Source organism: Vibrio cincinnatiensis DSM 19608, from assembly GCF_900167345.1.
In the GTDB taxonomy this organism is placed as follows: Bacteria; Pseudomonadota; Gammaproteobacteria; order Enterobacterales; family Vibrionaceae; genus Vibrio; species Vibrio cincinnatiensis.
This window is the reverse complement of record NZ_FUXB01000004.1, coordinates 185,880-203,280: the sequence shown is the minus strand read 5'-3', so window position 1 is coordinate 203,280 and position 17,401 is coordinate 185,880. Positions and strand designations below refer to the sequence as shown.

The window sequence follows — 17,401 nt, the reverse complement described above, 5'->3', positions numbered from 1 at the left end:
ATTAGGATGAAACTTTAGTACTTTATTTCAGCATAAGGCAAATTATTTACCCGTTAGCTTGTGAGTATACGGTTAAAATCGAACGGCAACTTCACCCATGCCGATGACTTGTGCATCGATTATACGGTTTGAACGTTCATTTTTCACTTTTATCTGTTCACCTAAGTTCCCATCAGAAAGTGCCGTTCCTTTAGTTGTGATGTTCATCCCATTACTTCCGGCTCGGATCAACACGCTTTCATTACGGCAAACCACGCATATATCATTGTGGTTAATTACATCCCCTAGTTGTAGGTTTTTCTTTGTTTTTGCCCCAATAACCATATCTTGTGAGGAAAATCCTTGCCGTCTAAAGCGTAGCAGATCTACCATACTAATAGTAACATCATGTTCTGTGATTATTTGGCCGCGTGAGAGCGCGTTAGCGGTGGTGACCATGGGGACGGTAATCGTCAGTCTGACGGGAACATACACTCGCCAACCATCGGCTGGACATTCGACAAGAACCGTAATATTACTGGCAGAACCGTTGTAAGATGAGGATGAGGTGTATAATTCCTCAGGGCAATCGGTCGCAAAAATACGTTCATCTATGTTGGCTGCATTAACAACCAATTCTCCACCTGGTGGCTTATCTACCGTATTGATAACATGATTTTGAGCAGCTTGTTGAATCTGCTCTATCTGTTCTAAAGTGGCGGAGAATGTAGAAAGGCTAAAGAAAAACAATAAAAAGCCGATAGAGTTATAAAAAAAGTGGTAGAAAGCTCTACACTTAACAGTGATATATAAATATAAACGGGTTTTCGAAAACATAGTTCGCTTCTCTAGTTTCTTTGTTGCCTGATTTAGACTATCACTTTTCCTTGTAAAAAGTTTGAGATGGAGATGAGCTTATGACGGGTATTCTTGATTCTGTGAATCAACGTACGCAACTTGTCGGTCAAAACCGAATGGAACTACTGACTTTCCGTCTTAACGGGCGTCAGCGTTATGGTATTAACGTCTTTAAGGTTAAAGAGGTTCTCCAATGCCCTAAGCTTACTGCCATGCCTAACTTACACCGTTTGGTGAAGGGAGTGGCCCATATTCGAGGTCAAACCGTTTCTGTGATTGACCTCAGCCTGGCGGTAGGTGGTCGTCCAACCGTTGACATCGATAAAAGCTTTGTCGTTATTGCTGAATTCAACCGAACCATCCAGGCTTTTTTAGTCAGCGCTGTCGAACGTATTGTTAATATGCATTGGGAGGCGGTCTTACCCCCTCCTGAAGCGGCTGGGAAAGGCAACTACCTGACTGCGGTGACGAATATTGATAATGAATTAGTCGAAATTCTCGATGTTGAAAAAATTCTAGCAGAAATCGCGCCAGTTAATGAAACGATGGATGCGAGCATTGGGGAAGAGATAGCTCAAGCGGAACAAGAGAAACAAATTGTTCGCCGAATTCTCATTGCAGACGATTCCAGTGTTGCTCGCAAACAAGTGCAAAGAGCGATAGAGTCGATTGGTTTTGAATGTATCTTAACCAAAGACGGTAAAGATGCGTATGAGAAGCTGCTTAGTATGGCGAAAGAAGGCAGTATTTATGAGCAAATCTGTTTAGTCATTTCTGATATTGAAATGCCTGAAATGGATGGTTACACATTAACGGCAGAAATTCGTCGTCATAATGATTTGAAAAACCTTTATGTAATTCTTCATTCATCATTGAGTGGAGTCTTTAACCAAGCGATGGTCGAAAGGGTTGGAGCGAATAACTTCATTGCTAAATTTAATCCTGATGAACTGGGGAATGCGGTGAAAGCTGCACTAGTAGAATAAAGAGAACTGAATGACTGCTATTACTATCAGCGATCAAGAGTATCGTGATTTTTGTCGGTTTTTAGAATCCCAGTGCGGTATTGTACTGGGAGACAGTAAGCAATATTTGGTGAGAAGTCGCCTTAGCCCACTCGTGACCAAATTTAAGTTAAGCTCTCTTTCAGATCTGCTACGTGATGTTGTGACAGGGCGAAATCGAGAGTTACGTGTTGCTGCCGTTGATGCCATGACAACCAATGAAACGTTATGGTTTCGTGATACTTATCCTTTTACGGTATTAGCGGAACGTTTATTGCCTGAAATGGCAAAGAATAAACGTCCCATTAAAATTTGGTCTGCGGCCAGTTCCTCCGGCCAAGAGCCTTATTCAATGGCGATGACCATCCTTGAAGTCCAGCAAAAACGACCAGGAATGTTGCCAAGCGTTTCGATTACAGCCACAGACATATCCAATAGTATGTTGGATATGTGTCGTGCAGGTATTTATGATAATTTAGCGTTAGGAAGAGGGCTCTCACCGGAACGTCGTCGTGCTTTCTTTGAGGAAGTCGGGGATGGGCGTATGAGAGTAAAAGATAACGTCAAGCGTTTGGTGAATTTCCGTCCTCAGAACTTGATGGAAAGTTATGCATTGCTGGGTAAGTTTGACATTATATTTTGTCGCAATGTGCTGATTTACTTCTCTCCCGATATGAAAGCGAAGGTGCTTAACCAAATGGCGAACAGCTTAAATCCGGGAGGGTATTTATTGCTTGGTGCCTCGGAGTCATTGACGGGGTTGACGGATAAATTTGATATGGTGCGTTGTAACCCTGGCATCATCTACAAATTGAAATAATGTAAACCCGGACGTGTTCCGGGTTTTCTTCCCCTTCCTTTCTCGATCATCTGGTCTAAATTTTGCCTTAAGGTTTTCATTACAGAAACGCATATTTGGCTCTTCTGGTCGATATGAGTATTCGTGAGGCGATAACTTCCAAAGTTGGTATGTTAATTGCTTTATCTATTCGGTAACAGTCAGTTCTTAGTAAAGAGGCAAACATGTCTATTTCTTTTGATAAAGCACTCGGTATTCACCAACACACTGTTGGTGTGCGTGAGCGTAATGCTGAGGTCATCTCGACCAACATTGCTCAAGCCAATACTCCAGGCTTTAAAGCAAAAGGAATGGATTTTAAACGGGCATTGCAAGCGGCAAGTTCAGGGGCAAGTATTAGTCTTAGCCGAACGGATGGTCGGCATATTCCTGCCTCAAAGACAGTCACAGGGGAAATGCTTTACCGCACGCCGACTCAACCGGATACAGGAGATGGCAATACGGTGGATGTGGATTTGGAGCGTAATTTATTTATGCAAAACCAGTTACGTCATCAAGCGTCTCTAGACTTCTTAGGAAGTAAGTTTAAGAACTTAACAAAAGCAATTACGGGAGGTAACTAGATGAGCTTATTTAATGTATTCAATGTGACTGGTTCTGCCATGAGTGCTGAATCTGTTCGTCTAAATACAACCTCAAGTAACTTGGCTAATGCAGACAGTATCAGTAGTTCAGCGAAAGAAACGTACAAAGCCAGACACGCCGTGTTTGGTGCTGAACTCAGTAAAGCTCGTTACCACCGTGATCCCAATATTCCTGTAAAAGTATTAGGTATTGTGGAGAGCGATAAACCACTTACGGCAGAATTTAATCCAGACCATCCTTTGGCAAATGATGAAGGCTATATCTACAAACCGAATGTCAATGTCATGGAAGAAATGGCCAATATGATTTCTGCTTCTCGTTCATACCAAACGAATGTGCAAGTCGCGGATGCAAGTAAACAAATGCTGCTGCGCACGTTGCAGATGGGTCAATAAGGGTAGGAGGTAGCAGATGGCCGGAATCAATAATATTGGTCAAAGCGGATTGTCCTATGTCGACCAACTCAAAGCGCTTCAAGAGCAGAAGAAAACCGCTGAGACAACAGGAAAGCAAGATCTTAAACAAGAAGATTTTCTTTCTTTGTTAACAAAACAATTGGCACAACAAGATCCATTCAAACCAGTCAGTAATGACCAAATGATCGCTCAGATGGCATCCTTTGCGACGGTGGATGGTATTGGAAAAATGAATGATCAGTTTGAAAGTCTTAACTCTTCAATGACCTCAAACCAAGCCTTACAGGCTTCATCACTTGTTGGTCGTGATGTGCTGATTCCTGGTGCAGCTGGCATAAAAACCGGGAGTACTATGGCGGCAATGGTGAAGCTTCCTCAATCAATAGAGAATCTCTTTGTGCGAATTGAGAATGAAGCTGGTCAACTGGTTCGTACCTTTAATGTCGGCTCTAAACTCGGTGGTGATAACCGTGTTGAATGGGACGGCAATGATGAAAACGGTAATCCTTTGCCGGATGGAAAATACAGAGTTAAAGCATCGGGTTTACTGGATGGACAGAATACTGAATTTGGCGTGTCAACGTATGCCAATGTCAACAGTGTCCTTCTTGGTAAAGGCGATGGTAACGTACTGCTCAATCTGGCTGGTTTTGAATCACCAGTGCGACTTGCTGAAGTACTAGAAGTTGGCAAAGCATAACCATGCTAGCTAGATAGGAGAATTTGTCATGTCATATATATCTCTTAGTGGTTTATCTGCCGCTCAGTTAGATCTTAATACCACCAGTAATAACATTGCGAACGCCAATACCTACGGCTTTAAAGAGTCTAGAGCTGAGTTTGGGGATGTGTATTCTACATCCCTATTTACTAACTCGAAGACCACGCCGGGGCAAGGTGTTCAAGCGAACAAAGTTGCTCAGCAGTTTCATGAAGGTTCTAGTATCTACACGAATAACCCTATGGATTTGCGTATTGCGGGTACGGGTTTTTTTGCTGTTGCTAAAGATCGTCTTATCCCTCAACAAAACGAATTGACACGTAATGGTGCTTTCCATCTAGATAAAAACAACTACATGGTGACGTCGAATGATCAATTCTTATTAGGTTATGAAGTGAATGCCGATAATGGGGAAGTGCTTTCTTATGAGCCGAAGCCTATCAACATTCCCGCACAATTTGGTAAACCTAAACAGACATCTAGCATCGAAATATCAGCAAACCTTCCGGCGAATGGGGATCTAAAAGATCCTAATTTGTTTGATTTCAGTAATCCAGATACTTATAACCGAACTACGTCCTCAACCATTTATGACTCAATGGGGCAGCCATATAAATTAACGACTTATTATTTGAAAGATCAAAATGAGAATAATAAGTGGAATACGTATTACACGGTGACGGATAAAACCGGTGAGAAGCCGATCAATATTGTGAATGGTGATGCTACCTCGCCTTCTGGGCATGTTGGTCATACCTTGCGTTTTAATAATGATGGTACGTTAGCAAGCCTGAATAGTGGGCAACCGATAGTTTCTTCACCACTGGGTGAAGGTGACAACCCCATTGATTTAAATGGCGCTGATGGTAGCCAAACTTTATCCTTTGACTTAAATGGCGCGACGCAATTTGCCGCACCTTTTGAATTAACCAAATTTGATCAAGATGGGGCCACCACAGGGTTCTTAACTAAGATTGATTTTGATGAATACGGTAGTGTTCTAGCCACGTATTCAAATGGGCAGAACGTCACTTTAGGTCGTGTCGCTATGGTTCGCGTAGCCAATGAGCAAGGGCTGGATAAAAAAGGTGGCACCCAGTGGGATGCGACTCAACAGTCTGGGGTGAAAATCTGGGGTGAATCCAGTAAAGGTTCATTTGGTACCATCAGTAATGGCGTTCTGGAACAATCGAATATTGATATGACTCAAGAGCTTGTTGATCTTATTTCCGCTCAACGGAATTTCCAAGCAAACTCCCGAGCGCTAGAAGTGCATAGCCAGCTACAGCAGAATATCTTACAAATTCGTTAATCGATTTCTTCAAGTCATCGATAAATGGCTTTAACCACTCGAACTGGCAATGGCTGGTTCGAGTTTTCTTTCTCCTCTTTTCCTCCTTTCCGTTTTTCTCCCCTATTGCCGGTTTGCCGCATGGTCGTCGCATTTACAGTAACTTATTGATTATTAATCATTTGATATATTGGCACGTCAATTGCTTATCTGTTAGTCATTGATGATTGTGGAGAACACCAAATGGATCGCGCACTGTTTCTTGCCATGAGTGGCGCCAAGCAAAATATGCAGGCGATGCAGCTAAGAGCAAACAACCTCGCTAACGTAAGTACGACGGGATTTCGTGCCGATTTAGAGCAGGCTCGCTCAATGCAGGCTTATGGAGAAGGGCTTCCTAGCCGAGTGTTCAGTATGACTGAGCGGCCAGGAAACCGTTTTGATCAAGGCAGTGTGATCACTACCGGTCGGGATCTGGATATCACCATTCAAGGTGATGGTTGGATTTCGGTATTGGATAAAACGGGTAAAGAAGGTTTGACCCGCAACGGCAATCTACGCATTGATGAAAATGGTTTATTACTCAATGGTAATGGCCATCTCGTTCTCGGTGAAACCGGAGCGCCGATTACGTTACCGATTCCTTTAAATAAGGTTGAAATTGGTAACGATGGTACGATTTCGGTTCGCCCGCAAGGTGCTCCTGCTGAAGCGATGGAAATCGTGGATCGTATTAAGTTGGTTCGTCCAGACAATCAATCACTTTTTAAAGATATTAATGGATTATTTAGATCTAAAGATGCGAACACCGAATATGAAGCAGAGGCTAGCGTAAAAATTCTTACGGGAGCCCTTGAAGGAAGTAATGTGAATGCTGTTGGTGAAATGACCAGTTTGATCGATTTACAACGTCAGTTTGAAATGCAAGTCAAAATGATGAGTACCGCAGAAGAGATGGATAAGTCATCTGACTCTCTGCTTCGTATGAGCTAAGTGAGAGGAGTTCAATATGCAACCTGCATTATGGGTAAGTAAAACTGGTCTTGATGCGCAGCAAACTAACATTGCGACCATCTCGAACAACTTAGCAAACGCCTCAACCGTTGGTTTTAAAAAGAGCCGAGCTGTTTTTGAAGATCTCTTCTATCAAAATATTAACCAGCCTGGTGGCCAGTCATCACAAAATACCGCTTTGCCGAGTGGTTTGATGTTGGGGGCGGGCTCAAAAGTGGTGGCAACGCAAAAGGTGCATACAAATGGTAATGCGCAGACCACGAATAACAGCTTGGATATGATGATTGAAGGTGATGGTTTTTTTCAAATCTTAATGCCTGATGGAAATATTGGTTATAGCCGTAATGGTCAGTTCACGCTGAATGCTGAAGGCGCTATTGTGACTTCAGGTTCAGGCTACCTACTTCAGCCAGAAATTGTGGTTCCTGAAGATGCCATTTCCGTTACAGTTGGTAATGACGGTGAAGTTTCTGTTCGCTTACGCGGCCAGCAAGAAAACCAAGTGTTAGGCCAGATCACGACCGTCGATTTTATCAATCCGGGGGGGCTTGAGCCGGTCGGACAAAACTTATATTTACCAACCGGAGCCAGTGGTGACCCGCAAGAAGGGGTTCCTGGGTTGGATGGATTAGGGAATATTCGCCAGTCTATGTTAGAAAGCTCCAATGTGAATGTCACTGAGGAGTTGGTTAACATGATAGAAGCTCAACGAGTCTATGAAATGAACTCAAAAGTGATTTCTGCCGTCGATAAAATGATGAGTTTTGTTAACCAACAACTTTAATGACTGACTAAGAGACCATTGTTATGAAACATCTATTCAGTTTACTTTTTATTACATTCCTCTCTGGATGCAGTTTGTTACAGCCTTCTCTTGAAACGGCAGAAACCATTCAAGGAACCACGGTAGTGGATGCGGTTGAAGGGGATAAGTCATCGGATTCTAGCTCAGGGTTAATGGATGCACTTCGTAACCGTGTGGATCCGGTCGCAGGGGATCCTGCATGGGCTCCTATTTACCCTAAAGCTAAACCAGAGCACTATGCCGCAGAGACAGGGTCTTTGTTTAATCTTGCTCGAGCAACCAGTCTTTATGATGATACAAAACCGCGTGGAATTGGTGACATTATTACGGTTAATTTGAATGAAAGCACGAAAGCGGCAAAAAGTGCTGATGCCGATTTATCCAAAAATAATGACGCGAGTATGGATCCCCTCAATGTTGGTGGGCAAGAACTCAACATCGGTAACTACAATTTTTCCTATGCTTTAAAGAATAATAATAAATTTTCAGGTAGTGCAGAGGCAAATCAGAGTAACAGTATTAAAGGCTCCATTACGGTTGAAGTCATCGATGTACTTGCGAACGGTAATTTAGTGATTCGTGGCGAAAAGTGGCTAATGCTGAACACGGGAGATGAATATATTCGCCTGAGTGGAACCATTCGACCTGACGATATTGATGCGGAAAATACCATTGCTTCTAACCGAATTTCTAATGCTCGGATCCAGTATTCAGGTACGGGGAGCAATCAAGATATGCAAGAACCGGGATTCTTGGCACGATTTTTTAATGTCTCGTTGTAAAGGTTATTTCTTCGTCGATATTTTGGCTGTGTAAAACAGTTTTTCAGCGCGGCATTGGATAAAAAGAAAGGGTTACTCACCATGAAAAAATTCACTGTGTTATTAATGATGCTGGTTGCCACCAGTGCCCATGCCGTTCGTATTAAGGATGTGGCTCAGGTTGCTGGTGTTCGTAGTAACCAACTGGTGGGATATGGCCTTGTGACGGGGTTACCTGGAACCGGAGAGTCAACGCCTTTTACGGATCAAAGTTTCAATGCCATGTTACAAAATTTCGGCATTCAATTGCCGCAGGGAACAAAGCCAAAAACGAAAAATGTTGCCGCTGTGATTGTGACTGCAGAATTACCTCCTTTTTCGAAACAAGGGCAAACGATAGATGTGACGGTTTCTTCTATCGGTTCTGCTAAAAGTTTACGTGGCGGAACATTAACCCAAACCTTTCTTAAAGGCTTAGATGGGCAGGTGTATGCGGTGGCACAAGGGAATTTAGTGGTGAGTGGTTTTAGTGCCACTGGAGCGGATGGTTCAAGTTTAGTGGGAAATAACCCGACGGTGGGCATTATCTCTAGCGGGGCAATTGTTGAGCGAGAAATTCCTACCCCTTTCAGCCGTGGTGATTTTATTACCTTTAATTTATTTCAATCAGATTTTACTACAGCACAACGGATGGCGGATGCCGTTAACCAATTCTTAGGTCCAGAGATGGCTTCTGCGATTGATGCGACTTCCGTTCGGGTTAGAGCTCCAAGAGATGTGAGCCAACGAGTTGCCTTTTTATCTGCGATAGAAAACATTGAATTTGATCCTGCGGATATGGCGGCGAAAATCATAGTCAACTCCCGAACTGGCACCATTGTGGTTGGGCAGCATGTTCGTTTAAGGCCTGCGGCGGTTACTCATGGTGGCATGACGGTTGCCATTAAAGAGAATTGGAATGTTTCTCAGCCTAACCCATTGGCTGGGGGAAATACGGCAATTATTCCTGATACCGATATCGAAGTGAGTGAGAAACAGGGGAAAATGTTCAAATTAGAACCTGGAGTTACACTGGATGATTTGGTTCGTGCGGTGAATGAAGTTGGCGCTGCTCCGTCTGATCTCATGGCGATTTTACAAGCCTTAAAAAATGCAGGGGCTATCCAAGGTCAACTGATCATTATCTAAGAGGTTTATGATGATTAATAACTCAAACGATATTGGCTTTATTCATGATCTTGCTAGCTTGGATAAGCTTCGCCAAAAAGCCGTGAGTGGTGACGAAGGGGCTGAAAAAGATGCTTTGACAGCGGCGGCTCGGCAATTTGAATCTATTTTTACCTCAATGATGTTAAAATCTATGCGCGAAGCAAACTCGTCATTTAAATCGGATCTGTTTAGCAGTCAGAATGAAGACTTTTATAGGCAAATGCAGGATGAGCAGATGATTAGTCAGCTTAGTGCGTCGGGGTCACTGGGCTTGGCCGATATGATAGTTGCACAACTTTCCGCGGCACAAAGCGGTGTGGCGACAGAGCAAAGCCAAAGCCGTGATGACTATTTCCAAGATATGATGCAACGTGTTCAAATGGCTCGTGAATCAGCCGCTCGTCGCCCTCATGAAGCCGTGAATGATACACCATCGTTAGCGAATAAAAACGCATTTGATTCACCTCAATCGTTCGTTTCATCCTTAAAACCTTATGCAGACAAAGTGGCTAAGACATTGGGAATTGATGCCTCTTTACTACTTGCACAAGCGGCTTTAGAAACGGGCTGGGGGCAAAAAATGGTGGCTAACGCACGAGGCAGTAGTAACAATTTATTCAATATTAAAGCAGATAGAAGTTGGCAAGGGGAGCGCGTTACCACACAAACCCTAGAGTATCATGATCAAACACCGGTCATGGAAAATGCCGCTTTTCGCTCCTATGCGACTTTTCAAGAAAGCTTTGCCGATTATGCTCGCTTTTTGGCCCGTAACCCTCGCTATCAGACAGCTTTGCAACATGGTGGGGATAATGAAGCCTTCATTCGAGGTATTCATCAAGCTGGTTATGCGACTGATCCCCAATATGCCGATAAAGTTTTACGTGTGAAAGCTCAAATTGATCAGATGGATTCCATCTAGTTTTACTCCCTTCCTCTCTAGGGATGTTGTCCTCATATTTAGGCCAGCATCCCTCATTGATTATTATTTTATCCTTTATTTTCCTTTGGTTAGCTTTATTTTTATTGTGGCATATATATTGCATTCTTCTCTATTAGTAGGCCAGAGAACACTGGCATCTTAGGGCTTTTTTGGGGGCAATATGGCGTCTGATCTTCTGAATATGGGTGCGCAAAGCGTATTAACTGCTCAGAGACAACTCAACACCACGGGTCATAACATTGCTAATGCGAATACCGAAGGATACAGTCGGCAATCCGTTATTCAAGGCACGAATGCCCCACGACAATATGGTGGCCAAACCTATGGTATGGGCGTGCATGTGGAAAATGTTCGCCGCTCTTGGGATCAGTTTGCCGTGAAAGAGTTAAACCTTGCCACTACCGATTATGCCTTCAAAGAAGATACCGAGGAAAATTTGGATATGCTATCCAAACTGCTTTCTTCTGTGGCATCAAAAAAAATACCAGAAAACTTAAATGAATGGTTTGATGCTGTGAAGTCACTGGCAGATACCCCTAACGACGTCGGTACTCGTAAAGTCGTTTTAGAGAAAGCGGAATTAATTACTCAAAACTTAAATGATTTCCATGAGACCGTTCGACGCCAATTTGATGTTACCAATAAAGGGTTAGATGTTGGTATTGAACGTATTAATCAGTTGGCGCTAGAAATTCGTGATGTACAGCGGCTGATGATGAAAACACCTGGCCCCCACAATGACCTTATGGACCAACATGAAAAATTAGTTTCTGAACTTTCTCAGTACACTAAAGTGACGGTAACCACTCGTAAAAATTCGGAAGGGTTCAATATACATATTGGTAGTGGCCATACTTTGGTATCGGGAACCGAAGCAAGCCAACTGAGAATGATTGATGGTTATCCCGATGTTAAACAACGTCGTTTAGCGATTGTGGAAGGCAATACTCTCAAACCTATTTCTGAGAAAGAGATTGGTGGAAAATTGGCCGCTCAATTTGAGATGAGAGATGAACACATTCCTTATTTAATGGATGAGATTGGCCGACTGGCTGTTTCCTTCTCTCACGAAGTTAACCAGTTACAAAACCAAGGGTTAGACTTGCGTGGTAATGTTGGAGAAAACTTGTTCAGCGACATAAACTCAGATTTTATTGCCCATTCTCGTGTCGTCACTTCCAGCAATTCGAACACGGATATGGCAGTATATATTGATGACTTAAGCCAGTTAAAAGGCGGTGAATTTTCACTGTCGTACAATGGTAACCAATATATCGCCTCTTTTCCTGATGGGCAGCAAACAGCGTTAACACCAAATCAAGGTCATCTCTATCTGAATGGACTAAAAATACAGGTGAATACTCCTCCTGAAATGGGTGAGCGAGTCATTATCCGTCCAACGCGTAATGGGGCGGCAGATATTAAGATGGCAACGAATGATGCGACAAAGATTGCCGCACAAAGCTACCAAGCTTCTACCTCCTTTGCACAAGGCAATGCCAAATTTACGATTGCTCAAGTTGGAGATATTAAAGAATTTGAAGCTTATGTCGTGCCCACGTCTGGCGGCGCTGGCAATGAGATGGAAGTCCGGGTGGTTAATAAAGATGGTCAATTATTGGCGATCCAACCTTATCAATTTTCTGAGGGTGAACAAGCGTTAAGTGTGGTGATTCCTGCGCAAGTACCGGGAGGGCAAGCGACAGCATTTAACTTAACAAGAGGCGCAATCGTTAATGATAAGTTCACGGCTAACCTAAACCCCGCTGAAGGGGATAACGGTAACTTGCGGAAGATGATTTACCTGCAAACCAGCAAAAATATGAACGATCATGAATCGACCATTATCAGCTTATATCATAATTTAAATACGGATTTTGGCCTGAAAATCTCGACGGCTTCTCGTCTCTCTGATGTGGCCCGTTTAGAACGAGATGCTGCACAGGCAAGAATTGCATCGGTATCAGGGGTTAACCTTGATGAAGAAGCTGCCAATATGATGAAGTTTCAACATGCTTATATGGCTTCATCACGCATCATGCAAGCCGCTAATGATACCTTCAACACTATTTTACAATTAAGGTAAAGGGGAGAGATAAATGCTCAATCGTATTTCTAGCTTCCATAATTATCAATCGGTGCAGAATGATCTTCGTCGTCAAGAAAACAAGCTACACCATAACCAAGCGCAGTTGGCCTCTGGTAAAAAGTTACTCTCCGCAGGGGATAACCCTCTGGCCACGCATTACATTCAAAATGTCACTCAACAAGAAGAACAGCTGCGCCAATACCTCGATGCCATCGTATTGGTTCGTAATCGTTTAGAACACCAAGAAGTGATTATCTCTAATACCGAAGATTTTGCGGATAAAACCAAACGTATGGTCATGGAAATGATCAATGGTTCCTTGTCACCAGAAGACCGGGCTGCTAAAGCACGTGAAATTGAAGAGATCTCTAATAACTTTTTCAATCTAGCGAATGTGCAAGATGAATCAGGCAACTATATCTTTGCTGGAACAAAACCCAAGAACCAGCCTTTCTTTCGAGATAATTCGGGGAATGTTAGCTACTACGGGGATGGCTATCAGCGGAAAATGAAAATATCCAGCAGCTTAGAAATTCCGTTTAATACACCTGGCAATCATATTTTTATGGAAATCGATAACCCATTTGGTGATTTTGAACCAGATTATGAGTTGCGTGAGGGTTCGGAACTCTTGCTTGAACGTGCCACGAATGCTGATACTGATGATAACGCCAGTTATAAAGTGACCTTTGTGGATATGCAAAATGGTGATTTTGCCTACCAGTTAGAGCGAAATGGTGAAGTGGTTGCTATTGATGACCTGAACCCAAGAGAGGGTATCCAGTATCAAGGGCTGACCATTCATATTAAAGGGCAGATCACCGCAGGTGATTCTATTTCCCTCACTCCGCGTAAAACATTTAGTATTTTTGATAGTTTTAAGAAAGCGATTGATTTATCGGAAGGTTCCGTTTCGGATGCTTCCAATACCGCTAAGTTGCATCAAATCACAGAAGAGTTCCATACCGCTTTTATTCACTTGAATAAAGCTCGGACGGAAGTCGGGGCTCGCCTGAGTACTTTAGATATTCAGGAAGATCAGCACGAAGATTTTAAAATTAGCTTGGCGAGATCGAAAAGTCAGTTTGAAGACTTAGATTATTCACAAGCGGTGATTGAATTTAACGAAAACTCCCGAGCGCTACAAGCCTCTCAGCTAGCGTTTGGGAAAACCAAGGATTTGACGCTTTTTAATTATCTCTAAATGTCTATAAATCTCCCTCACTACCGTCGTTTCTCTCATGCCATATGTGCAATGCCGTATGTGCCAGAGTGTGGTAGTAAAGAGGTTCTGACTGTTTATTGATTAAACCATTGAATAGGTCAGTGGAGAAAAAGCGGCAACAGAGCGGCAATTAGGTCGGTTAATTCAGTCTTTGCTTGACTTTTTAGGTGTTGGAATAATTTTGTTATTTTAAATTTCAATAAAAAACAGATAGTTATAGTGTTTATTTTGTTTTTGAAAAAGTTGGCATATAAATTGAATTACTTAATTCAGAGTTGATACAACCCGTTCTTAAATATGCCGGAAGGCGTATTTGGCAAGTGATTTACGGTCAGTGCTTCCAAGAGAGTAAAGCTGACCGCTTCGCAAAGGCTTGCGAACTCGATAGGAGAGCAAAGTATGACCATTAACGTAAATACCAACGTATCGGCAATGACAGCCCAACGTTACCTAAACAAATCGAGCAATGATTTAAATACCTCGATGGAGCGTCTTTCTTCTGGTAACCGCATTAACAGTGCCAAAGATGATGCCGCTGGTTTACAAATTTCAAACCGCTTAACTGCGCAATCGCGTGGTCTTGATGTCGCCATGCGAAATGCCAACGATGGTATTTCTATTGCACAGACAGCAGAAGGGGCGATGAATGAGTCAACCAGTATCTTACAGCGTATGCGTGACTTGGCTCTGCAATCAGCTAACGGCACCAACTCTTTATCAGAGCGTCAAGCACTGAACGAAGAAACATCAGCTCTACAAGATGAGTTAAACCGTATTGCGGAAACAACCTCATTTGGTGGACGTCGATTACTGAATGGTTCATTCGGTGAAGCCTCATTCCAGATCGGTTCCAGCTCAGGTGAAGCGATTATTATGGGCTTGACGAGTATTCGTGCCGATGATTTTCGTATGGGTGGACAGTCTTTTGTTGGCACGGAAGGCAAAACAAAAGATTGGAGCGTACCAGAAGCATCGAATGATCTTAAGTTGGAATTCAACAATAAAGCAGGGGATCCGGTTTCTATCGATATTTTGGTTAAAGCGGGCGATGATATTGAAGAAGTGGCGACTTATATTAATGGCCAAACCGATCAGCTTATTGCCTCTGTTGATCAAGATGGGAAATTACAAATTTTTGTTGCTGAGCCTAACATTGAAGGCGATCTAACCATCTCTGGTGGTTTAGCGACAGAGTTGGGATTGGTGGGCGGTCCTGGGGAAAAAACCACAGTACAAGATATTGATATCACGACTGTTGGTGGCTCACAGAACGCCGTTGGCGTAATTGATGCAGCGCTTAAATATGTCGATTCCCAACGTGCGGATTTGGGGGCAAAACAAAACCGTTTGAACCACAGTATTAACAACTTGGCCAATATCCAAGAAAACGTTGAAGCCTCGAAGAGTCGAATTAAAGATACCGATTTTGCAAAAGAAACGACGCAATTGACGAAATCACAAATACTGCAACAGGCTGGAACCTCGATTCTGGCTCAAGCTAAACAGTTGCCAAACTCTGCAATATCATTATTGCAGTAGTCCCTTGGTGTTTCATTAATAAGCTCAGACGTGAGTGTGTAATGAAAATACCTTGGCAAAGTATGGCTATTGGCCGTTGATAAGCTCTCTCAGATATACCTGCTTATTGGCTAAAAATAGTCATACATTCAGGTTAGCCTAAGTGTGTTCATTTCTCTTGATCTCCACATTGGTCATGGCTGCCTACCATAGCCCCGGTTCTCTCAAAGGAAAAGGGGCTTTTTCTTTTTAGCCTGCATTGTTCATCGCCTATTCTCTTTCCTTCTCCCCGACCACTTTCCAAAAAACTTTAGTCTTGTTTTATTATTTTTTAGCCATTTGTGCTGGAAAGCTCAGTTTTCAACCCTTTGGAATCTTTTTCAGTAATAAAGCATGATTTTACTAAAGATAAGTCTCCACTCGCCGTTAATAGAAGTAACTTTGAGAGAACTACGTGGTATTCCGAGACGTCGGAAACCGTTCGGGCAGTTCCGCTACGTCTAAAAATAAATAGGAGACACCAATATGGCGGTCAATGTAAATACCAACGTGTCAGCAATGACAGCACAACGCTACCTAAACAGTGCAACCAGCGCCCAACAAACGTCAATGGAACGTTTGTCTTCTGGATTTAAAATTAACAGCGCTAAAGATGATGCTGCTGGCTTACAAATATCGAACCGTTTGAACGTACAAAGCCGTGGTTTAGATGTGGCGGTACGTAACGCCAATGATGGTATCTCAATGGCACAAACTGCTGAAGGTGCGATGAACGAAACCACCAACATCTTACAACGGATGCGTGATCTCTCGCTACAATCTGCAAACGGCTCTAACTCTAAATCTGAGCGTGTTGCGATTCAAGAAGAAGTCGGCGCGCTCAATAAAGAGTTGAACCGTATCGCTGAAACCACATCATTTGCAGGCAACCGACTATTAAACGGTACGTTCCAAACTAAAGCGTTCCAAATCGGTTCACAAAGTGGTGAAGCGGTCATGCTGACCATGAAAGACATGCGCAGTGATAACGAAATGATGGGTGGTAAGAGCTATATCGCACAAGATCTTGCTGCTGGTGAAAGCTGGAAAGATTGGCGTGCGGCTGATGGTGATACACTAGAAATAAGCATCAATGGTGCAGATCCTATTACCATTAATGCGAAAGCGGGTGATGATATTGAAGAACTTGCTACTTACATCAATGGTCAAACGGATGCGGTACAAGCTTCTGTTAATGAAGATGGTAAGCTACAAGTCTTTGCTAGCAATAAAGATGGTGTTGAAACCGTTGACTTTAGTGGTGGGTTGGCTGCAGACTTCGGTATGTCTGGTCCATCTGAAGTAACGATCAATAGTATTGATGTAACCACCGTTGGCGGCGCACAAGAAGCGGTAGCCGTTGTGGATGCAGCGCTTAAGTATGTGGATAGCCACCGTGCTGAACTGGGTGCATTCCAAAACCGTTTTGGTCATGCTATCAATAACCTAGACAACATCAATGAAAACGTGAATGCGTCTAAGAGCCGAATCAAAGATACTGATTTTGCGAAAGAGACAACGGCATTAACGAAAGCACAAATCCTGGGTCAAGCATCAAGTTCAGTACTTGCTCAAGCGAAACAAGCACCCAATGCGGCATTAAGCCTGCTTGGCTAATAGAGTCAAATGACAAAAATCCAGCTTCGGCTGGATTTTTTTATACCTGAAAATTATCTAGCACTTTTTTGCTTTATAGATCAATAAATTATCACAAGATTGTTACTGTGTTTCTGGCTAGTATTACCTCTAAACCTAGTAAATCTTGATTGAAAAGAGGCTGAATGATCTTAGGTGTGGTCGTTTATTGTTAAGTTATGATGCTCTCCACTTCCTCCTATTCATCCTCTCAGTGATTAAATGATAAGTTGAACGAAGCCTTGTCACGGTAAAAAGAGCCATAGCACTCAACGATGCTTTGGGTGATAGGATATGGTTGGAGGGAGATGACTGAATAGAAAAAACAAAACCCAGCCTAAGCTGGGTTGTTTAATGATGGTGCGGAAGGAGAGACTTGAACTCTCACACCTTGCGGCGCCAGAACCTAAATCTGGTGCGTCTACCAATTTCGCCACTTCCGCACAAATT

At 42.9% G+C, this 17,401-nt stretch carries 16 protein-coding genes and 1 tRNA gene; 15 read left to right on the top strand and 2 right to left on the bottom strand.

Annotated features, from left to right (window positions below):
* Positions 1-72: 72 nt before the first annotated feature.
* Complete coding sequence (gene flgA, locus B5D54_RS05175; protein WP_078925417.1) at positions 73-816, bottom strand: flagellar basal body P-ring formation chaperone FlgA; 744 nt, start codon at positions 814-816, stop codon at positions 73-75.
* An 80-nt stretch (positions 817-896) separates the two neighbouring features.
* Between flgA and B5D54_RS05170 the strand changes: the two genes are divergently transcribed.
* The 15 genes from B5D54_RS05170 to B5D54_RS05100 all read left to right on the top strand — a co-directional run bounded on the left by B5D54_RS05170 (position 897) and on the right by B5D54_RS05100 (position 16,933).
* The gene (locus B5D54_RS05170; RefSeq protein WP_078925416.1) at positions 897-1,823 is read left to right on the top strand and encodes a chemotaxis protein CheV; all 927 of its coding nucleotides are present in this window, start codon (positions 897-899) and stop codon (positions 1,821-1,823) included.
* A gap of 10 nt (positions 1,824-1,833) precedes the next feature.
* Complete coding sequence (locus B5D54_RS05165) at positions 1,834-2,661, top strand: protein-glutamate O-methyltransferase (protein WP_078925415.1); 828 nt, start codon at positions 1,834-1,836, stop codon at positions 2,659-2,661.
* Positions 2,662-2,864: 203 nt separating this feature from the next.
* Positions 2,865-3,263, top strand: coding sequence for a flagellar basal body rod protein FlgB (gene flgB, locus B5D54_RS05160; protein ID WP_078925414.1), 399 nt, complete (start codon positions 2,865-2,867; stop codon positions 3,261-3,263).
* On the top strand, positions 3,264-3,680 hold the full coding sequence (gene flgC / locus B5D54_RS05155) for a flagellar basal body rod protein FlgC (protein ID WP_078925413.1): 417 nt from the start codon (positions 3,264-3,266) through the stop codon (positions 3,678-3,680). It abuts the gene before it with no gap.
* A 16-nt stretch (positions 3,681-3,696) separates the two neighbouring features.
* Complete coding sequence (locus tag B5D54_RS05150; protein WP_078925412.1) at positions 3,697-4,401, top strand: flagellar hook assembly protein FlgD; 705 nt, start codon at positions 3,697-3,699, stop codon at positions 4,399-4,401.
* Positions 4,402-4,429: 28 nt separating this feature from the next.
* On the top strand, positions 4,430-5,734 hold the full coding sequence (flgE, locus tag B5D54_RS05145; protein WP_078925411.1) for a flagellar hook protein FlgE: 1,305 nt from the start codon (positions 4,430-4,432) through the stop codon (positions 5,732-5,734).
* Positions 5,735-5,956: 222 nt separating this feature from the next.
* Positions 5,957-6,706, top strand: coding sequence for a flagellar basal-body rod protein FlgF (flgF, locus tag B5D54_RS05140; protein ID WP_078925410.1), 750 nt, complete (start codon positions 5,957-5,959; stop codon positions 6,704-6,706).
* 16 nt (positions 6,707-6,722) lie between these two features.
* Positions 6,723-7,511 (top strand): flagellar basal-body rod protein FlgG, encoded by a 789-nt coding sequence (gene flgG / locus B5D54_RS05135; protein WP_078925409.1) that lies wholly within the window; start codon positions 6,723-6,725, stop codon positions 7,509-7,511.
* Between the two features lie 23 nt (positions 7,512-7,534).
* On the top strand, positions 7,535-8,314 hold the full coding sequence (gene flgH / locus B5D54_RS05130) for a flagellar basal body L-ring protein FlgH (RefSeq protein ID WP_078925408.1): 780 nt from the start codon (positions 7,535-7,537) through the stop codon (positions 8,312-8,314).
* A gap of 81 nt (positions 8,315-8,395) precedes the next feature.
* On the top strand, positions 8,396-9,481 hold the full coding sequence (locus B5D54_RS05125) for a flagellar basal body P-ring protein FlgI (protein ID WP_078925407.1): 1,086 nt from the start codon (positions 8,396-8,398) through the stop codon (positions 9,479-9,481).
* A gap of 10 nt (positions 9,482-9,491) precedes the next feature.
* Positions 9,492-10,424 (top strand): flagellar assembly peptidoglycan hydrolase FlgJ, encoded by a 933-nt coding sequence (gene flgJ / locus B5D54_RS05120; RefSeq protein ID WP_078925406.1) that lies wholly within the window; start codon positions 9,492-9,494, stop codon positions 10,422-10,424.
* Between the two features lie 181 nt (positions 10,425-10,605).
* Positions 10,606-12,531 carry a flagellar hook-associated protein FlgK gene (gene flgK / locus B5D54_RS05115; protein ID WP_078925405.1) on the top strand — a complete coding sequence of 642 codons (1,926 nt, stop codon included), beginning with the start codon at positions 10,606-10,608 and terminating at the stop codon, positions 12,529-12,531.
* Between the two features lie 13 nt (positions 12,532-12,544).
* Positions 12,545-13,738 (top strand): flagellar hook-associated protein FlgL, encoded by a 1,194-nt coding sequence (gene flgL / locus B5D54_RS05110; protein WP_078925404.1) that lies wholly within the window; start codon positions 12,545-12,547, stop codon positions 13,736-13,738.
* A gap of 420 nt (positions 13,739-14,158) precedes the next feature.
* On the top strand, positions 14,159-15,298 hold the full coding sequence (locus tag B5D54_RS05105; RefSeq protein ID WP_078925403.1) for a flagellin: 1,140 nt from the start codon (positions 14,159-14,161) through the stop codon (positions 15,296-15,298).
* 504 nt (positions 15,299-15,802) lie between these two features.
* Positions 15,803-16,933, top strand: a complete 1,131-nt coding sequence (locus tag B5D54_RS05100) for a flagellin (protein ID WP_078925402.1) — start codon at positions 15,803-15,805, stop codon at positions 16,931-16,933.
* A gap of 376 nt (positions 16,934-17,309) precedes the next feature.
* On the opposite strand, the gene B5D54_RS05095 is transcribed toward B5D54_RS05100, so the two are convergent.
* Positions 17,310-17,394: transfer RNA gene (locus tag B5D54_RS05095), tRNA-Leu, on the bottom strand.
* Positions 17,395-17,401: the final 7 nt, after the last annotated feature.

What these genes read in the sequence shown, in the direction of transcription:
- flgA (WP_078925417.1), bottom strand. Translation starts at nt 816, where the DNA reads ATGTTTTCGAAAACCCGTTTATATTTATATATCACTGTTAAGTGTAGA.
- B5D54_RS05170 (WP_078925416.1), top strand. Translation starts at nt 897, where the DNA reads ATGACGGGTATTCTTGATTCTGTGAATCAACGTACGCAACTTGTCGGT.
- B5D54_RS05165 (WP_078925415.1), top strand. Translation starts at nt 1,834, where the DNA reads ATGACTGCTATTACTATCAGCGATCAAGAGTATCGTGATTTTTGTCGG.
- flgB (WP_078925414.1), top strand. Translation starts at nt 2,865, where the DNA reads ATGTCTATTTCTTTTGATAAAGCACTCGGTATTCACCAACACACTGTT.
- flgC (WP_078925413.1), top strand. Translation starts at nt 3,264, where the DNA reads ATGAGCTTATTTAATGTATTCAATGTGACTGGTTCTGCCATGAGTGCT.
- B5D54_RS05150 (WP_078925412.1), top strand. Translation starts at nt 3,697, where the DNA reads ATGGCCGGAATCAATAATATTGGTCAAAGCGGATTGTCCTATGTCGAC.
- flgE (WP_078925411.1), top strand. Translation starts at nt 4,430, where the DNA reads ATGTCATATATATCTCTTAGTGGTTTATCTGCCGCTCAGTTAGATCTT.
- flgF (WP_078925410.1), top strand. Translation starts at nt 5,957, where the DNA reads ATGGATCGCGCACTGTTTCTTGCCATGAGTGGCGCCAAGCAAAATATG.
- flgG (WP_078925409.1), top strand. Translation starts at nt 6,723, where the DNA reads ATGCAACCTGCATTATGGGTAAGTAAAACTGGTCTTGATGCGCAGCAA.
- flgH (WP_078925408.1), top strand. Translation starts at nt 7,535, where the DNA reads ATGAAACATCTATTCAGTTTACTTTTTATTACATTCCTCTCTGGATGC.
- B5D54_RS05125 (WP_078925407.1), top strand. Translation starts at nt 8,396, where the DNA reads ATGAAAAAATTCACTGTGTTATTAATGATGCTGGTTGCCACCAGTGCC.
- flgJ (WP_078925406.1), top strand. Translation starts at nt 9,492, where the DNA reads ATGATTAATAACTCAAACGATATTGGCTTTATTCATGATCTTGCTAGC.
- flgK (WP_078925405.1), top strand. Translation starts at nt 10,606, where the DNA reads ATGGCGTCTGATCTTCTGAATATGGGTGCGCAAAGCGTATTAACTGCT.
- flgL (WP_078925404.1), top strand. Translation starts at nt 12,545, where the DNA reads ATGCTCAATCGTATTTCTAGCTTCCATAATTATCAATCGGTGCAGAAT.
- B5D54_RS05105 (WP_078925403.1), top strand. Translation starts at nt 14,159, where the DNA reads ATGACCATTAACGTAAATACCAACGTATCGGCAATGACAGCCCAACGT.
- B5D54_RS05100 (WP_078925402.1), top strand. Translation starts at nt 15,803, where the DNA reads ATGGCGGTCAATGTAAATACCAACGTGTCAGCAATGACAGCACAACGC.